The organism is Sinomonas mesophila (assembly GCF_001999765.1).
GTDB lineage: Bacteria > Actinomycetota > Actinomycetes > Actinomycetales > Micrococcaceae > Sinomonas > Sinomonas mesophila.
On the sequence record NZ_MTIC01000008.1, the window covers coordinates 251817 to 268329 of the forward strand.

The window sequence follows — 16513 nt, forward strand, 5'->3', positions numbered from 1 at the left end:
AGAACCCGTACGGGACGTACCTGAACTCGACCTTGCCATCCTTGAGCACGGCGACTCCGTGGATGTGTCGGAGCCTTGGGCGGCACCCTTGTCGTCCAGGCCAAGGCTTTGATCGTGCCCCTCCCCTTCGGACCCGGCTCGAGCCTTGCCCCACCCCGCCCAACTGGGTAAAGGATGGAACATGAGCGAGGACACAGAGATGGTCCAGCGGGGCATCGGCATCCTGACCGCGGCCCTCTCGTGGGAGCCCGAGGACCCCGCGGCGACCGCGATGTTCAAGGAGTCGCTGAAGACGCTGGTCCGGATGGACGACGTCGTGTCGGTGTCCTTCACCGGCGGCTCCCCCGAGCAGGCCGCCGTGCTCCGCGAGGTCCTGCCTCACGTCGTCCGGAAGGTCATCGAGGCCCTGGCGCCGGACTACACGCGCCTCGTCCTGGGGATGACCATCGGGTTCAAGAACGTCGCGGACGCTTACCGGCGTGACGTCCCGGGCGCGAACGTCGAGGCGATCCTCCAGGCCGCGTCCCTGAACCTCGCGGGGGAAGACGAGGACGACGAGGACGACGAATAGGTAGATTGCCTCCGAGCCCGTAGACTGGAACGACGGCCGACCGCCAGAAGAGCGGTCGCCCCGAGGCCCGGATACGGGCCGGCACAGAGTACCTGCAGTTTCACCCTCAGGTTCTGCCGCGAGCGGCAGGAGCATCAGCGGCAGAACAGGCAGCACGGCCCTCACCGGCCGCCCGACCGCGAGCATTAGGCGAGTCGCCTCCCCGACTCAGCCGCCGCCGAAACTGCACACTACCAGCGCACTCTGCGCGCTTCCAGCCCTTCCCATCACCGCAGCTGTCCCGCGCCGCCTTCAGCGGCGCAGAACACCGGTCCCCGAACATCGGGACCATCATCACGAAAGGAAAAAAAACCCATGGCCACTGGCACCGTGAAATGGTTCAACTCCGAGAAGGGCTTCGGCTTCATCGCCCCCGAGGACGGCTCTGCTGACGTCTTCGCCCACTACAGCGCGATCGCCTCGAGCGGCTACCGCTCGCTCGAAGAGGGCCAGAAGGTCGAGTTCGACTCCGAGCGTGGCCCCAAGGGTCCCCAGGCCTCGAACATCCGCCCGCTCTGAAGCGAACCTGCCGGGGAGGCGGGTCGCGGCGAGCGACCCTGCCACCCGGCCCCCCTCTCACCCCCGCCGAGCGCGACCTGAGCGCCTGACCAGAAAAAAGGTGCTCCGATCGCCACAGCATTAAGCCCCGCCCTCCCCCGCACCTCCCCCGGCGCGGGCTACGCGGGCACCGAGACGTTCCCTCCCCTGACCCAGGCCTACCTGCAGGTCGCCCAGTCCGTCCGCGAGACCGGACTGCTGCGCCGCACGCCCTGGTTCTACGTGCTCGTCGGTGCCGGCCTCATCACCCTCCTCGCTGGCCTGCTGACCGGGTCGATCCTCCTGGGCCACACGTGGTTCCAGCTGCTGATCGCGGCCGGGCTGGGCATCCTCTTCACCCAAGTGGCGTTCCTGGCCCACGAGGCGGCGCACCGGCAGATCCTCTCCACCGGCCCGCGCAACGACAGGCTCGCGAGGATCCTCGGGGGCGTCGTGGGCATGAGCTACTCCTGGTGGGACTCGAAGCACAGCCGCCACCACGCGAACCCCAACCGGGTGGGGCGCGACCCCGACATCGAGATCGACACAGTCTCCTTCATCGAGGAGGACGCGGCCACGGCCCGGGGCCTCCGCGGCGTCATCACCCGCCGCCAGGGCTGGCTGTTCTTCCCGCTGCTGACCCTCGAGGGCCTCAACCTCCACTACCTGAGCATCCGGCACCTCGTCTCCCGCGGCCCGGTCAAGGGCCGCTGGGCGGAGATCGGCCTGATCGCCCTGCGCTTCGCCCTCGTCCTGGTGCCGCTCTTCTGGCTCCTGCCGCTGGGCATGGCCTTCGCGTTCCTCGGCGTGCAGCTGGCCGTGTTCGGCCTCTACATGGGCGCCACCTTCGCCCCGAACCACAAGGGCATGCCGGTCATCGCCCGGGACGCCAGGCTCGACTTCTTCTCCAAGCAGGTCCGCACCGCCCGCAACATTTCGGGCGGGCGGTGGGCCACGTGGCTCATGGGCGGCCTGAACTACCAGATCGAGCACCACCTCTTCCCGAGCATGCCCAGGCCGCATCTGGCCAAGGCGCGCAGGATCGTCCGAGCGCACTGCCGCGAGATCGGCGTCCCCTACACCGAGACGGGCCTGTGGCGCTCCTACGGGATCGTCATCTCGTACCTCAACCGGGTCGGGCTCGCCGCCCGCGACCCCTTCGAGTGCCCCATCACCGCCCGGTACCGGTGAGCGAGAGACTCCCGTCCATGCGTCGAGCAGGCCGCACCGATCGCGGTGCCGAATCGCATGCAGGGGCCTGCGTGCCCGACACCCAGCCGATCTGACGGGCGTACTCTGAGTTATGAGAACCAATTATGTCCGGGGCGCCTCCGTGAGCTGCTCCGCCTCCCAGGCGGAGATCCGGGACATGCTCATCGCGTCGGGGGCGCACGGGGTGCGGTTCGTCTCGGTGCAGGGAAACGCTGGGATCACCTTCAGCTCGGCGGACCGCCGGTTCCGTCTGGTCCTGCCGCTGCCCGCCCCGACGCCGGGGACGCCGGATCCGGACCACGGCCCGCCGCGGCCGGAGAGCTCCGCCTCCGAATCCAAGGCCGTCCAGGACGCCGCGCGCCACCGCTGGCGGCAGCTGTCGCTGCTGATCCGGGCGAAGCTCGACGCCGTCGACGCCGGGATCGTCACGTTCGACGAGGAGTTCCTGGCCTACGTGGTCATGCCGGGCGGCGGCACCGTCTTCCAGGCGTCCGCCCCCGGGATCGCGGCAGCCTATGTCAAGACCACCGGAGGAGTCACCCCATGAATGAGCTCGAGGCCTCGCTGGTGCTCAGGGCCGGGGCGGAGCTGCTCTCCTCCGCCTCCGCCGATCCCCGCGCCGAGGAGGGCTACGCCGTGGTGAAGCTCAACCTCGCGGCCTCCCTCAACCTCATCGCGGAGGCACTCCGGAACTTCGAGGCTGCCTCGCCCGACCGCAACCGCTCCACCGGCTGGGCCCGGGATCTGCACCGGGTGGCCGACGACCTCAAGGAGCGGTAGCAGCCTCGGATCGCCGCTATTCGCAGCCGATCCCATCACGATCGCGGTCCAGGTGGACGCCGTATCCGGGCTCGCCCGCGTAGACCGGCGCCGCACCCGCGGCCCGAGCCGCCGTGCAGTTCTCGTAGGCATACACGGGCGCGGGCGCTGCCGAAACCGGCGCCGGTGCCGGCGCGGGGGCGGGGGCGACGAGGTTCTGCTGCTGCGACGCCGCCTGACGCCGTGCCGCCTCGGCCGCGGCCGCCTGCTCCTCCGCGACGCGTGCGGCCTCGGCGGCGGCCGCCTCCTCGGCGGCCTTCTGCCGGCGCTCGGACTCGATCTCGGCGGCAGTCGCGACCAGCAGCCAGCGCAGGGCATTGGCGCGATCCCGTTCGCACACGAGGTCCACGCCCTTGAATGAGTACTTCTCGCCGACGTTCACGCACGTGTCGCCCGAGGCGTGGGCCGCGACGAGGACCGTCGTCGTGGGCGTCGGGCACGCGCCAGCGCTGGCCGGCTGGCTGGGCGAAGCGGAGCGGGTGGCGGACGTGCCTGCGGACGACCCCGCAGATGCCGTGGCCGTCACGGTGACCGTCGGCGTCGGCGAGGGACACGAGGGCGTGGGTGTCGGCGTGGCACTCGAGGCCCGGGACGGCGAGACCGCCGAGTTCAGGGAAGCCTCCGCGCCGTCGACGGGCGTCGGAGCGAGCGTGGCCGCAGCCACCACCATGGCCACGAGAGCCCCGGCGGCCAGCGACGCGGCCCGGTGTTTGCGATGCCCCCTGCGCACGAGCAGCCTGATCGCGGCCACCACGAGCAGGACGAGACCGGCCACGACCGCAAGCGGCTTGGCGATCAGAACCAGCAGGAACAGGACCGCCAAGATGACGGCGGTCCAGACTGTCTTCCCGGTGCCGCCACTCGGCTTCTTCTCGAGCGGCGCAGACGTGTGATCCACGTGTTACCTCAATTCCCCATCATTCAGTCCAGGTGTCATTGCGCTGGCACACGCTCATTTGATCATTCGGGATGCGTATTTCCGGGGAGCCTGGGGAGGGAAGTGATTCGCGTCGTCCGAAACGGGCCCGCATGGCTGGACACGGGCGGATCCGGGGCGAACCATGGCCCCATGGCATACGACCTCGAGCTCGCTGAGCGGATCCGCCGCGCCCTGTCCGGGCGCGCGGGCGTCGTCGAGAAGAAGATGTTCGGCGGCCTCTCGTTCCTCGTCGGCGGGAACATGGCCGTGGGCGCGAGCGGCCAGGGCGGGATGCTCCTGCGTGCCGACCCCGCGCGGAGCGACGAGCTGTGCTCGAACCCCGGGATCGAGCGCGCCGTCATGCAGGGCCGGGTCATGGACGGCTGGCTGCGCGTGGATGACGAGGCCATCGCGACGGACGAGGACCTCGCCCGCTGGGTGCAGGCCGGCGTCGACTACGCCTCGTCGCTGCCCCCGAAGAAGCGCTGAGGCTCCGGCCGGGGCGTGAGGCGCGCACGCACGGCCGCGCCCGCGCACAGGACCACCACGAATCCGGGCATGTCCCCAGGAACGGTGCGCACCGTCGTCCCAGGTCACGTTCCCGGCTATCCTCGGGCCCGATAGGTCATTCGGGCTTGAGAGTTGGTACGCGGAAGAGGCGAGGACATGCAGACGCAATTCCCTCCGGCGCAGGGGCGGACGCCCCAAGGTCAGCCGCAGCGCAGGCTGAGCACCGCCATGGCGGCCAACATCGGCGTCCTCTCGCTGCTGACGTTGGTCTCGGTCTTCGTGCTCATGTTCGGCGAGTTTGAGGGCAAGATCGTCCGCACCATCAGCACCCTGCTCGTGTGCGGGCTGTTCACGGCGTTCGCCGCGACGGACGCGTCTCGGGACAAGCCGCAGCGCTATATGGTGGCCTCCCAGAGCGGGCAGGTCTACATGCTCTGCCTCAGCCTGATCCTGATCTGGGGATCGCTCGCAGCCCCGCGAACACGCGGCCTGTTCGAGCCCTTCGATGAGCTCCAGTTGTTCCTCTTCACCCTGCTGATCGTCGGCATCGTCAGGGGTGCGGTGTTCCTGGTCCAGAAAGCCTCGGACTGGTTCGCGTCACCTCAACCGCAGCTCGCCCTCGGAACGAAGGCGACGGCGGCCCTCGTGGCGCTGTTGGCTGTCCTGCTGAGCCTGCCCCTGGGGATTGGATACGCCGTCGAGTTCCCGGACACCTACTGGCGCATCACCGTGGCGCTGATCCTGCTGACCGGGCTCGCCATCTCGATCAGCGTGCTGCTGGCATGGTCGTTCCGGGAGCGCCCGACGGCGCGCGGCAGCAGCGACCCGTCCCGGCCGGTCCCGGGGCAGCCGCCGGCCACCGCAGGCCCCCAGCCTCGGCCCGCCGCGCCGCTTCCCCCGTTCGCTCCCCCCGTCCCCCAGGCGCGCCTCCAGCAGGCGATGCCACGGCAGGAGTACGCGGCCCCTGTCCTCGGCATCCAGCCCTGGCCCGTGTTCCCGGACGGCCGCCCCCTCCCGGCCACACCCAGCGGGCGCCCCGACTTCGCCGCGCTCCAGTACGTGGTCTCGATGTACGTGGAATCCGAGAGGCAGTGGGGCGGCTCCTAGCCTCCGCGAACCACCAGGCCCCGGCTCCGCCCGGCCGCTTGGCTCTGGTTTCGACTGCGCCCCCAACGTCCTCCCCGGGGCCGGCACGTACGGGTGGACGCGCCGGCTCAGGGAGCACTCGTACCGGCTCGCGCGGCAGTAGCGCGGGTGCCGCCTACGGACCCGTGAGGAGGATGTCGATGAAGGCGTCCTCGCATCCCGGGATGTGGGTTCCGGCGTGGACCTTGACCAACTTGCTGATGAGCTGGCCTGAATTGCTGAAGCCGAAGGCTTCGGCTGCGGGCTTGAGCTCCTCGTTCATGATGAAGGCGATGGCGCCCGGACCGTCGCTGACGGCGTGGTCGGAGAGCGCCAAGCCGGCGCACGATGCGTTGGGGCTGGCGATGTCCGCGGCTGCGGGAACGGCGCTGAGCAGCACGAGCGCGGCTGCGCCGGCAGCCGCACCCAGGATCTTGTGGGCATACATGGGGCACCTCGAGGGCGATCGGATCGAGATGGAATCCGCGGCGGCCGGGGCGCCTCCCCTGCAGCCCGGGACGACCGCGCCACACGCGCCAGCTCTCTGGGCCGACCACGTGGAACTCCCAGCGACCGTATTGTGCGCCCGCCCGCCCGGCACCGCAATGGGGCAGTGGATGGCCCCCCGCTTCGCCCGGACCTCGAGGACCGCGTCCGGTCGATGTACGAGCTCGTCGCCAACTTCCCGCAGCAGCAGTTCCACTTTGACACGGGCCGCGCCCTCGCCGAGCGCCTCGGCTACCCGGCCGTCGTCCTGGACCGGGTCCCGGCCGAGGCGGTCGTGTCCTTCGCCGGCGTCGGCTACTTCCACGACCTCGCGGCCCTGAGACCGGGCGAGCGGGTGCTCGACCTCGGCAGCGGCTCGGGCATGGACAGCTTCCTGGCCGCGCTCGACGTCGGGCCCTCCGGCTCGGTGATCGGCGTGGACCTGACCCCCGCGCAGGTCGAGAAGGCCAGACGGCTGTGGGAACAGCTCGCCACCGAGGAGATCGGAAGCGTCCAGTTCCGCGAGGGCCGGATCGAGGACCCGGGCGTGCCCGACGGCTCCATCGACTGCGTCATCTCCAACGGCGTCATCAACCTCGTCCCCGACAAGGCGCGCGCCTTCGCGGCCGTGGCCCGCGCGCTGCGGCCCGGCGGGCGGCTCGCGGTCGCGGACATCGTCTCCGGCGTGCAGCTGCCCGACACCGTCACGTGCGACGCCTCGCTCTGGGCCGCCTGCATCGGCGGCGCCATGCAGCAGGAGAGCTTCCTCGACGCGCTCACGGCGGCGGGCCTCCGGGTCGAGACAGTGCGCCCCAACGACGCCTACCGCTTCCTCTCGGCCCGCGCGGTCAAGGCCACCTCGAAGTACGGGGTGACGAGCATCAGCGTGCTCGCGGTGCGGACCTAGGGACCCCCATGGCTTCGCCGGAGTCCCGGTGGCACCATGGATGCACACGGGCGACGGCGGGCTGGGCACCTCGCAGGGCAGCGCAAGGAGGACCCATGGACACCGCTCCCACCCCGCGCGTCGGCCCGACCGCCGGCGAGGAGATCATCGCCGCCGAGGCCGTCCTCGACGAGGCGCTGGAGGACATCGTGACCGTCGTCGTCCGGAGGGTCGCGTGCGGCGGCGGCGGGGCGGAGTTCCGGGTCCGCTACGGGCAGACGGGCATCGTGGTCCCCTCGGCGCAGAGCGCGACCTCGGTCCTGCGCCTGTGGATGGTGGACGGCACCATCCCGCAGGAGCACCGGGTCGCCGCGCGCAAGGCCGCCCGCATCGTGGCGGACTACGGCCGCAAGCAGCCCCTCTCCCCGCGTGCCCGGCTGGCGGCCGAACGTCTCGCCAAGGCGGGGGTTCGCGTGCCCTGAGCTGTTCCCGCGCTCAGCCCGCCGGGAGCGAGAGCCGGAACACGCCGTCGTCCGCCGCCTCCACGGAGACCGCGGTGAGGTCGCCGGCCCAGTACGTCGGCGCGTACGACGCCGCGCGCTCGCCGATGCCGAGCACGCGCATGCCCGCCGCGAGCCCGGCCGCGATGCCGGCCTGGGAGTCCTCGAGCACGAGGCACTCCCTGGGCTCGACGCCGAGCCGTGCCGCCGCCTGGAGGAACCCCTCGGGATCGGGCTTGCTCTCGCTGACCATCTCGGCGGTCACCGCGACCGCGGGGTAGCGCAGCCCGGCGGCGCCCATGCGGCGGCGGGCGAGGTCGTCGTCGGCCGAGGTCACGAGCGCGTGCGGCAGGTCCGCGATCGCGGCGAGGAAGGCGGCCGCGCCGGGGATGGGCACGATCCCGGCCACGTCGGTGCGGGACTCGTCGAGCATGCGTGCCTCGTCCGCGAGGTTGTCCTCGACCGGCCGGTCCGGCAGGAGCAGGGCCATGCTCAGCCAGCCCTGCCGGCCGTGGATCACCGGCTCGACGACGTCCCACGGCAGCCCCTGCGCCTCGGCCCACTCGCCCCACAGCCGCTCCACGACGGCGTCCGAGTTCACGAGCGTCCCGTCCATGTCGAGCAGGACGGCGCGGACGGAGACGGAAAGGGCGGTCACGGGTCCTCCTCGGAACGGGTACGTCCCCCCACGGTACATGGCATAATCCCGGTAGTGGTCCTATCTGGATCGCACCGCGGGCTGAACCAACCACCGAGGGGGCCGGATGCCAGCGAGCCAGACCGACGCGCCCAGCCTGGCGCAGATCGCCAACACGAGCGTCCCCAAGCACGAGCAGCTGCGCTCGATCATCCTCAAGCTCGCCAAGGAGGAGCTCGAGCCCGGGGCGCGCCTGCCGAGCGAGCGCACGCTCATGGACGCGTACGGCGTCTCCCGCATCACGGTCCGCGCCGCGATCGGCCGGCTCGTCACGGAGGGCCACCTCGTGCGCGTGCCCGGCAAGGGCACCTTCGTGGCCGACGCAACGATCCAGTCCACCCTCCACCTCGCCTCGTTCACGCAGGAGATGGAGGCCCGCGGGCTCAAGGCGAGCACCGTGGTGCTCACCGCGGAGCGGACGACGGCGCCGGAGGACACCGCGGACGCGCTCGGCATCGCGCGGGGCGGCGAGGCGATCCACCTGCGCCGCCTGCGCCTGGCCGACGGGCGCCCCGTGAGCGTCGACGACGCGTGGTACCACCCCGTGCACGCCGACGGCCTGCTCGGGATCGACCTCACCGGCTCCGTCTACAAGGCCCTCGCCTCGGAGTTCGGCCACCAGATCGACCGGGCCCGGCAGACCGTCCGCGCCGAGGGCGCCCCGGCGGACATCGGCGTCCTCCTCGGCACGGGGACGGGCGCGCCGGTCATGTTCTTCGACCGGACGTCCTTCTCGGGCGAGCTGCCGATCGAGCACGCCCGCTCGTGGTACCGCTCGGACCGCTACGCGCTGAGCATGGAGGTGCGGCTGTAGGCAGCCCGGTCCGCTGTCGCGGCTGCGCTCAACCGGCGAGCACCGGCACCCGATCCCGCACCGCGCGCACCTCGGCGACGTCCGCGACCTGCACCAGCAGCCCGGGTTCGTGCCCCAGCCTCCCGCGCACCCTGCCGAGCGGGTCCACCGCGCACGATCGCCCGAGGCCGAGCGGGTCGGCCCCAAGGGGCGGCACCCAGGCCTGGTCGCATGCGACGAGCCATGCCTGCGCGTCGGTGGCGCGCGCACGGGTCAGCAGGTCCCACTGCTCGGCCTTCCCCGGCCCGTCTCCCCACGAGGCCCCCACGCACACGAGCTCCGCCCCGGCCCTGCCGAGCGCCGCGAACTGGTCCGCGAAGCGCAGGTCGAAGCACGTCGCGAGGCCGACCGTCACTCCCCCGAGCGAGAACGTCACGAGTTCGCTCCCGGGCGCCACGGTGTCCGACTCGCGGGACCCGAACGCGTCGTACAGGTGGATCTTCCGGTACGCGGCCTCGACACCGCGACCCGTGGCCAGGAGCGTGTTGAAGACCCGTCCGTCGCCGCTGGGCTCGAACATCCCGAGCACGACGGCGACCCCGCTCGCCTCGGCGACGGCACGCACCCGATCAGCAAAACGCCCATCGAGCGGCTCGGCGGCGTCGGCCAGGACCTCCCCGAACGGGACCATGGCGGCCTCCGGGAACACGACAAGGTCCGCGCCTGCGTCCGCGGCACGCACTGTGAGTTCCTCGACGGCGTCCAGATTGGTCGTCTTGTCTGGGCAGGACGCGAACTGTGCGGCCGCCACGGTGAGCTTGGTCGATGGATTCATGGGAACCTCCACGGTATATACGTTGTATGCGAACTTCTTCTGGACGGGACAAGGCTTACGAGCACCTCCGCCGACTGCTCCTGGGGGACGCCGCCCTTGCAGGGACATTCATCAACGAGCAGGAAGTGGCCTCGGAGCTGGGAATCTCGCGTACCCCGGTGCGCGAGGCGCTCCTCCTGCTGTCCGCGGAGAACCTCGTGCAGCTCGTCCCCAACCGGGGCGCCCTGGTCCCGCCGCTCACACCGGAGCTGATCAGCAACATCCTCGAGGTCCGCACGGTCCTCGAGACGTGGGCCGTTCGAGAGGCCGTGGCACGCGGCATCGCGAAAAAGACGGCGGCGGCCATGCGCCAGTGCCTCGACGAGCAGAGGCGCCTCATCGACGGGGGCACGTTCCCCGAGTTCATCGCTGCCGACCGCGACTTCCACACCCAGCTCATTCGGGCGATGGGCAACCCCGTGCTCGAGCAGCTGTACGAGTCGGTCCGTGCGCGCCACGTGGTCATCGGCGTCTCGGCCCTCGAGCGCAGCTCGCACCGCCGTGAAGACGTCCTCACCGAACATGCCGCGATCGTCGACGCCCTCGAGGAGGGCGACCTGGGGCGTGTCGAGAAGGCAGTCGCCCACCACCTCGACGCGACGCGGAGCATGCTCGTGATCTAGCGCGCTGAGCCCGCCACGGCGCGGGCCCCGGCGGAAGGCGAGGCGCACGACGGCGGCGCGCGGCCGCCGTCGTGCGCCCGCCGCTATCAGTGACCCGCGTGGTGCCCGGCGTGCTGCTCGGCCGGGACGGTCTCGACGGCGTCGACCTCGTCGACCACCCTTCGGCCCATCGCGAGCCCGATGAGGGTGACGACGGCGGCGAGCAGGACGTACCCGGCAACCATGTAGCCGTTGGGCGCCAGCGCGATGAGGACCGCGAAGACGCTGGGGGCGAAGCCGCCGCCGATGATCCCCGCGAACGTGTACGCGAGCGAGGACCCCGTGTAGCGGAGCCGGGCATGGAACTGCTCGGCGATGTGGGCGGCCTGCGGCGCGTACATGAACGAGTGGCACACGAGGCCCAGGACCACACCGAGCAGGGCGAGCCCGAACGAGCGGGTCTGGGTCATGGCGATGAAGACGAACGTCCACGCACCGCCGGCCACGGCGGCGGTCCCGTAGAGCCACTTGCGGCTGGTCCGGTCGGAGAGCCACCCGGCGAACGGCATGGTCACGACTTGGAGCGCGCCGGCCACCATGGTGCACGTGAGGGCCTCGGCGTCGGAGAGCCTGTTTGGCCCGGTCTTGAGCCACACGAGCACGAACACGGCGAAGAACGCGTACAGCACGTCGGGCCCGACCCGGCAGAGGATGGCGCCCGTGAGCGCGCGGCCCTGGGTGCGCAGCACCTCGGTCACCGGTGCCTTGGCGGCCTCTCCGCGCTCGAGCAGGCGCTGGAACACAGGGGTCTCCTCGAGAGTGTGCCGGATCCACAGGCCGAACCCGACGAGCACGATCGAGAAGCCGAACGCGAGCCGCCAACCCCAGGACAGGAAGGCCTCGGCAGGCATGGTCGCCGTCATGACGATGAGCACGAGGTTCGCCAGGACCGAGCCGAGCGGCACGCCGACCTGCGCGGCCGAGGCCCACAGGCCCCGCTCGCCGGGCTTGCTGAACTCGCTCGAGAGCAGGACGGCTCCGCCCCACTCGCCGCCCACCCCCACACCCTGCAGGAAGCGCAGGAGCACAAGCAGCGCAGGGCCCCAGAGCCCGGCCTGGGCGTAGGTGGGCAGGAACGCGATCCCGAACGTCGCCGCGCCGATCAGCACGAGCGTCCACACGAGGACGCGTTTGCGCCCGATCCGGTCCCCCAGCCGGCCGAAGACGATTCCGCCGATGGGCCGCGAGATGTATCCGGCGGCGTACGTGAGGAAGGCCTTGATGGTGGCCATCGCGGGATCGTCGTCGGGGAAGAAGAGCTTGTTGAAGACAACGGCTGTCGCGGCGCCGTAGAGGGCGAAGTCGTACCACTCGAGCGCCGTGCCGCTCAGGCTGGCTGTGAAGGCCTTGTAGAGGGTGCGCCGCTCGACCGGGGCCGCATCGGCCTGCGCTTGTTTGCTCATGTGAGGCTTGTCTCCTTTCGGGGGTCTAGTCCATACTCGTTGTATACACGCTGTCTACGCAACCCCTGAGGAGAAAATCATGGCAGTCATCCGTCTGGACGTCGTTGGAAGCGGTACCCGGGAGATCCCGGTCAGCTACGTGCTCAACGGCGGCTACGCGGGGCGCGACACCGCCCAGGTCCAGCACCACGTCGACGAACTCGCCGAGCTCGGCGTGCCCGCGCCCACCACGATCCCGACCCTGTACCCGCTCTCCGCGGCCCAGGCCACCCAGGCGGGGAGCACGCAGGTCCAGCACGCGCGGACGTCCGGCGAGGCGGAGTGGGCACTCATCGTCGGCGACGGCCCGGACGACCTCCTCATTGCCGCCGCCTGCGACCACACCGACCGCGACCTCGAGGTCCATTCCGTCGCATGGAGCAAGCAGGCGGGTCCGGACATCCTGGGGGATGTCGCGTGGCGGCTCTCTGACGTCGAGGACGCCCTCGACGGCTTTTCCCTGCGCGCCTGGGTGACGCACGACGGCGCCGAGACACTGATCCAGGACGGCTCGCCCGGGCAGCTGCTCCCCCCGCGGTACTGGGCGGACCGGCTCGCCGAGGCCGGCCTCCTGCGGCCCGGGACCGTGGTCATGAGCGGGACCATTCCCATGGTCCCGGGCGTGGACCAGTTCGCGGACGGGTGGCGCGTGGAGCTCGCCGACGGCGCGGGGAACGTGAGCCGAGTGGCGTACGAGGTCGAGATGCTTCCGGCCGCTTGGGAGTAGAGGCGGCGGTGCCCGGCCCACTGGCCGGGCACCTGGCCCCCCACCATTCTTGTCCTCCCTCAGCCATGGGACGCCTCCACGGCCGCGACGATTCCGCGGAGCGCCGTCGTGTCGACGGCCTGTCGCTTGGCAACCGCCCACGCATCGGCCGCATCCAACGCGTCCCACAGATATCTGATGAGGGCAGGACGCGGCTCCGCGGGCGCTGTCGCCGGCAGGGCCGCCTGGACCTTGAGGAGTGAGTCAGCCTTCCTGAACGCGCCCGTCCGGACACCATCGAAGTCCGGCGCCAGCAGGTTGCCGGGGATATGGAACTCGACGTCGAGATTGACATCTGAGACAACACCCTCGCGCAGGGGAGCAAGCTCTTGGCGGAGCTGGCGGATGGCTTCCTGCCAGCGCCTGCCTTCCGGAGTGATACCGCCAACGATCACGCTCAGGTACAGGACCTCCGTTGGTTCCTTGCTCACTATGGCACGTCCCAAAGGTAGTCCCCTGCCCAACGCTCACGATTGAGTGGCCCCGGGTCTCGTTCGACGATGAACCGCTCCAGATTGAGCATCTCACGGCGAGTACCTGACTGAAGGATCTCCATGTCCTTACCCTGCATGAACGTCTGTGAGTATCGCGACTGCGGATTCTTCGAGATCCCGGTCTTGAGGTAGTTGCCGGAGTCGTAGAGCCGGTACAGATACGCCTTGTCGGGGCTCGATGCAGAGTTGCCATGGATCGGGCAGGTGTTGTGGACGAGGATCTCGGACTGTCCGACATGGTAGGTGTGGATCCCGTCCACGCTCAGGTTGTACGCGAGCGCCTCACGAGCCGTCCCCAGTTCGAGTCCTGAGACCGCGATCACGTGGCCGCTGGCGTCTAGAACCTGCTCACCGTCGGTGAGTTCGTCGGCGCGCTCGAAACGCTGGTCGGTGACCGACCAGAACGGGTGATCCTCCGTGGTGGTGATCACCTCGTCGTCAACAAACAGGTCGATGACGATGTCGTCGTGGACCCAGACGTGCTCGACGGTCTTGGTGACCTGTCTCGGGATCGGTCGCCAGCACCCAGTCCCCGACGTCGATTTCTTCGATCGGCTTCCGAGTGCCGTCGGCCATGAGCACCACCGTGGCCCCGGAGAAGGAGCAGGCCTTGGCCATGGTGTTGGCGGCTTTTGAAGCTCCGGACAGGCTCTTCACTCCGCTGGCGGCGCCTTTGACGAGTCTGCCGCCGGGGACGATGGCGGCGGTTGAGAGGAGTGCTTCGGCGACGGCGTCGCCGCAGGATCCTTTGCAGGTGTTGCAGGTGTTGTAGGCCTGGATGGCCTTGGTGCCGGCGTGGACTGCTCCGGCGGCGACGGATGTGCCGCCGAGTGCGGTTACCCATCGGGGTGGGACAACGCCAAGGAGGATGCGATTTCAGGAGTCGGTTGCACGGATGTCAGAAGTCGACTGCTCGAAGAAGGCGGATCCAGGCAACGTCATCCCCCCGGGGTAGCGTGCGGTCTCCGTGCCCGGTGTCAATGTTCGAAGTCCTCAGCACAGCTGACCGCGTAAACGCCATCGTGGGTGCTGAGGATTTCGATTCGCTCTCGTGTGCACCACAATGACGAGCTGTTTGAGGACTCAGGACGCAGCCCCGGCCACACACGCACCGCCGGGCCCGGTCAATGCCCTCATGATCTGATTGACCGATCTGGAGTTGGCTCAGTGTGTCAGTTGCGGACCGGTGGATAGGCTGGGGAATCTCGTGTTCCCTTGGGAGCGATTGAACCAGGCATGTCGCCGCGTCTTCTCCACTCAGTCATCACCGATTCGCCGCTTAATTTCTTCGACTGTTGGAATGTATCCACGACGGCTCATCATCCGAAGTATCCTCAATCTCGGCAGACTGGCGATCGGGGAGAGGTCGCGGTCCAGTATCCTCGTCGATTCATAAAGGTATAGCTCTTCGAGTTCGACGAGTCCCTGAAGAGGACCGAGAGATTCTATGTCGCCGCAGTCAGCGACATTGAGCCGGCGCAGCCCAGTGCATTCGAGCAGGTCGTCGATCCTCATCAGCTTCTTGCAGGATTCCAACTCGAGCTCGAGGATTTCCGACCGGCCTCGGAGCTCCGAGATGTCGGTCAGCCGGGAGGCCAGATAGAGGCCCAGCCGCCGGAGCCTCGGGAAATGGGACAGACCGGCCAGCGAGCTCAGTCTCGGCCGGTCCTTCATCCGGAGGGTCTCGAGTCCGGTATGCGACGATAACGGCTCCAAGTTGTCGGGCCTATAGTCCAGCAAGAACAAGTCGTTGATCCCTGCAGTCTGCCCGATAGTGTCCTGGACCTGAGCCCAGGCCGCCCCAAGACGGTGGAGCCCTGGCAGCTCCGTGAGCCTGATCTTCAGCTTCGGGTGGGTGGTCACCTCCAGCGACTCCAGTGTCGGTGCAAGCGAGTAGATGGGCTCCAGATCGGTCAGCCTCCGGTCGAGGATGACCAGCTCGCGGATCGGAAGCCCACGGACGAACTCGAGCGTCGGTTCATTGAATCCGAGCGCGTAGTTCAACACGAGCCGATGGGCACGTCCCTCCTCGATGATCCGCGCCGATTGGGCCGTCCACGGTCTGGTCACTACGAGTTCGCCGGCCTGCTCGCGGTCTTCCATGGTCCCCCTCACCACTCGCTATCGAGTGTACGGTTGGATGGGCATCTGGCCGAATCTCTTCGGGCCAATCGGATTGACCTTGTTGAGGAGATTTGGAACGCCACCGAGTCGGTCGATCATCATCTGTTCGGCTATCTCGCGCTGAGTCTTTCCCCCGCTGACAGGCTGGATGGCAGCAGCCGCGGCGTCAGCAGCAGTGAATTTCCCGCTACGGACGTGTTCCGCCAATCGTCGCAGAATGTCGTTGGACTGTCCGACGTAAACACCCTTCGGCGAGTTCACGGCATAGATTCCCGAAGAATTTCCTAGCCCCGTCGCGCAAGTGTTGTGGACGAGGATCCCCTGCTCGCCGATGTGGTAGGTGTGAATGCCTTCCACGGACAAGTTGTAGGCCAGCGACTGGCGTCGGGTCCCGAGGTCGAGCCCGGAGACCCTGATAGTCCGCCCATCCGCACCGAGAACCTCCTCGCCCGGCTCGAGTTGGTCAGCGCGTTCGAACCGCTGGTCGGTGACAGACCAGAAGGGATGGTCCTCGGTGGTGGTGATGGGCTCGCCCTCGACCGCAAGGTCGATGACAGTGTCGTCGTGGACGAAGCGGCGCTCCACGGTCTTGGCTTCCTGCTCCCCGGTTTCAGGGTCGGATGCGATGACCTTGTCACCGACGTTGACGTCCTCGATCGGTTTGCGCGAGCCATCGCCCATGAGCACCACTGTTGTCCCGGAGAACGAGCATGCTTTGGCCATTGTCTTTGCCGCGCTGGCGGCGCCTTTGATTAGCCTGCCGCCGGGAACGATCGCCGCGGTTGAGAGGAGCGCTTCGGCGACCGCTTCGCCGCAGGAGCCCTTGCCGCCGTTGCAGGTGTTGTAGGCCTGGATGGCCTTGGTGCCGGCTTCGACTGCTCCGGCGGCGATGGATATGACCCCGAGTGCTGCGGCGACCGGGGCGCCGACGCCGGTGACGGCTGCTGCGATGGCGAGGACGCCGGCGACGTCGGAGACGATGCCGCTGACGTCCTGGACGCCGCCGAGGAATTCGTCCCAGGAGAAGAGGCCGGTGATGTCGAGGTAGCGGAGCGGG

General features: G+C 69.2%; 22 protein-coding genes. 13 read left to right on the top strand and 9 right to left on the bottom strand.

Going from position 1 to position 16513, the window contains the following annotated elements:
• Window positions 1-181: 181 nt before the first annotated feature.
• The 5 genes from BV907_RS14485 (at window position 182) to BV907_RS14505 (ending at window position 3139) form a co-directional block, all read left to right on the top strand.
• Window positions 182-571 carry a hypothetical protein gene (locus BV907_RS14485; RefSeq protein WP_077490438.1) on the top strand — a complete coding sequence of 130 codons (390 nt, stop codon included), beginning with the start codon at window positions 182-184 and terminating at the stop codon, window positions 569-571.
• A 354-nt stretch (window positions 572-925) separates the two neighbouring features.
• Window positions 926-1129: a cold-shock protein gene (locus BV907_RS14490; protein WP_077490439.1), complete on the top strand. Its 204-nt coding sequence runs from the start codon at window positions 926-928 to the stop codon at window positions 1127-1129.
• A 108-nt stretch (window positions 1130-1237) separates the two neighbouring features.
• Window positions 1238-2338, top strand: coding sequence for a fatty acid desaturase family protein (locus BV907_RS14495; RefSeq protein WP_077490440.1), 1101 nt, complete (start codon window positions 1238-1240; stop codon window positions 2336-2338).
• Between the two features lie 112 nt (window positions 2339-2450).
• Window positions 2451-2906: a hypothetical protein gene (locus tag BV907_RS14500; RefSeq protein WP_139346797.1), complete on the top strand. Its 456-nt coding sequence runs from the start codon at window positions 2451-2453 to the stop codon at window positions 2904-2906.
• Complete coding sequence (locus BV907_RS14505; RefSeq protein ID WP_077490442.1) at window positions 2903-3139, top strand: hypothetical protein; 237 nt, start codon at window positions 2903-2905, stop codon at window positions 3137-3139. The genes BV907_RS14500 and BV907_RS14505 overlap by 4 nt, the downstream gene beginning before the upstream one ends.
• A gap of 16 nt (window positions 3140-3155) precedes the next feature.
• On the opposite strand, the gene BV907_RS14510 is transcribed toward BV907_RS14505, so the two are convergent.
• Window positions 3156-4076: an excalibur calcium-binding domain-containing protein gene (locus BV907_RS14510; protein ID WP_245827993.1), complete on the bottom strand. Its 921-nt coding sequence runs from the start codon at window positions 4074-4076 to the stop codon at window positions 3156-3158.
• Between the two features lie 171 nt (window positions 4077-4247).
• Between BV907_RS14510 and BV907_RS14515 the strand changes: the two genes are divergently transcribed.
• Complete coding sequence (locus tag BV907_RS14515; RefSeq protein ID WP_077490444.1) at window positions 4248-4586, top strand: TfoX/Sxy family protein; 339 nt, start codon at window positions 4248-4250, stop codon at window positions 4584-4586.
• Between the two features lie 177 nt (window positions 4587-4763).
• Entirely contained in the window at window positions 4764-5714 is a 951-nt protein-coding gene (locus BV907_RS14520; protein WP_077490445.1) for a hypothetical protein, read from the top strand.
• A 154-nt stretch (window positions 5715-5868) separates the two neighbouring features.
• On the opposite strand, the gene BV907_RS14525 is transcribed toward BV907_RS14520, so the two are convergent.
• Window positions 5869-6180 carry a hypothetical protein gene (locus BV907_RS14525; protein ID WP_077490446.1) on the bottom strand — a complete coding sequence of 104 codons (312 nt, stop codon included), beginning with the start codon at window positions 6178-6180 and terminating at the stop codon, window positions 5869-5871.
• A 165-nt stretch (window positions 6181-6345) separates the two neighbouring features.
• Here BV907_RS14525 and BV907_RS14530 point away from each other — a divergent pair, with 165 nt between their 5' ends.
• Both BV907_RS14530 and BV907_RS14535 read left to right on the top strand, forming a co-directional pair.
• Window positions 6346-7125 carry a methyltransferase domain-containing protein gene (locus BV907_RS14530; RefSeq protein WP_245827994.1) on the top strand — a complete coding sequence of 260 codons (780 nt, stop codon included), beginning with the start codon at window positions 6346-6348 and terminating at the stop codon, window positions 7123-7125.
• Window positions 7126-7220: 95 nt separating this feature from the next.
• A complete protein-coding gene (locus BV907_RS14535) occupies window positions 7221-7586 on the top strand; it encodes a hypothetical protein (protein ID WP_077490447.1) in 366 nt (121 codons plus the stop codon).
• A 13-nt stretch (window positions 7587-7599) separates the two neighbouring features.
• Here the strand turns inward: BV907_RS14535 and BV907_RS14540 are convergent, their stop codons facing one another.
• Complete coding sequence (locus BV907_RS14540) at window positions 7600-8262, bottom strand: HAD-IA family hydrolase (RefSeq protein WP_077490448.1); 663 nt, start codon at window positions 8260-8262, stop codon at window positions 7600-7602.
• A 106-nt stretch (window positions 8263-8368) separates the two neighbouring features.
• Here BV907_RS14540 and BV907_RS14545 point away from each other — a divergent pair, with 106 nt between their 5' ends.
• Window positions 8369-9115 carry a GntR family transcriptional regulator gene (locus BV907_RS14545; protein WP_077490449.1) on the top strand — a complete coding sequence of 249 codons (747 nt, stop codon included), beginning with the start codon at window positions 8369-8371 and terminating at the stop codon, window positions 9113-9115.
• 28 nt (window positions 9116-9143) lie between these two features.
• On the opposite strand, the gene BV907_RS14550 is transcribed toward BV907_RS14545, so the two are convergent.
• Complete coding sequence (locus BV907_RS14550; RefSeq protein ID WP_077490450.1) at window positions 9144-9929, bottom strand: carbon-nitrogen hydrolase family protein; 786 nt, start codon at window positions 9927-9929, stop codon at window positions 9144-9146.
• Between the two features lie 26 nt (window positions 9930-9955).
• On the opposite strand from BV907_RS14550, the gene BV907_RS14555 reads away from it, so the two are divergent.
• Window positions 9956-10591 carry a GntR family transcriptional regulator gene (locus BV907_RS14555; RefSeq protein WP_077490451.1) on the top strand — a complete coding sequence of 212 codons (636 nt, stop codon included), beginning with the start codon at window positions 9956-9958 and terminating at the stop codon, window positions 10589-10591.
• Between the two features lie 86 nt (window positions 10592-10677).
• On the opposite strand, the gene BV907_RS14560 is transcribed toward BV907_RS14555, so the two are convergent.
• Entirely contained in the window at window positions 10678-12033 is a 1356-nt protein-coding gene (locus BV907_RS14560) for an MFS transporter (RefSeq protein WP_077490452.1), read from the bottom strand.
• A 79-nt stretch (window positions 12034-12112) separates the two neighbouring features.
• On the opposite strand from BV907_RS14560, the gene BV907_RS14565 reads away from it, so the two are divergent.
• Window positions 12113-12799, top strand: a complete 687-nt coding sequence (locus BV907_RS14565; protein WP_077490453.1) for a DUF2848 domain-containing protein — start codon at window positions 12113-12115, stop codon at window positions 12797-12799.
• A gap of 59 nt (window positions 12800-12858) precedes the next feature.
• Here BV907_RS14565 and BV907_RS14570 read toward each other — a convergent pair whose 3' ends face one another.
• Window positions 12859-13269, bottom strand: coding sequence for a hypothetical protein (locus tag BV907_RS14570; protein ID WP_077490454.1), 411 nt, complete (start codon window positions 13267-13269; stop codon window positions 12859-12861).
• Window positions 13269-13844 carry a polymorphic toxin-type HINT domain-containing protein gene (locus BV907_RS14575; RefSeq protein ID WP_077490455.1) on the bottom strand — a complete coding sequence of 192 codons (576 nt, stop codon included), beginning with the start codon at window positions 13842-13844 and terminating at the stop codon, window positions 13269-13271. Before BV907_RS14575 ends, BV907_RS14570 begins: the two co-directional genes overlap by 1 nt.
• Window positions 13845-13906: 62 nt before the next feature.
• Here BV907_RS14575 and BV907_RS14580 point away from each other — a divergent pair, with 62 nt between their 5' ends.
• Window positions 13907-14104, top strand: coding sequence for a hypothetical protein (locus BV907_RS14580; protein WP_139346799.1), 198 nt, complete (start codon window positions 13907-13909; stop codon window positions 14102-14104).
• 485 nt (window positions 14105-14589) lie between these two features.
• Here the strand turns inward: BV907_RS14580 and BV907_RS14585 are convergent, their stop codons facing one another.
• Window positions 14590-15435 carry a leucine-rich repeat domain-containing protein gene (locus BV907_RS14585; protein ID WP_077490457.1) on the bottom strand — a complete coding sequence of 282 codons (846 nt, stop codon included), beginning with the start codon at window positions 15433-15435 and terminating at the stop codon, window positions 14590-14592.
• An 18-nt stretch (window positions 15436-15453) separates the two neighbouring features.
• On the bottom strand, window positions 15454-16513 hold a 1060-nt coding region (locus tag BV907_RS14590), incomplete at its 5' end, for a polymorphic toxin-type HINT domain-containing protein (RefSeq protein WP_217697942.1).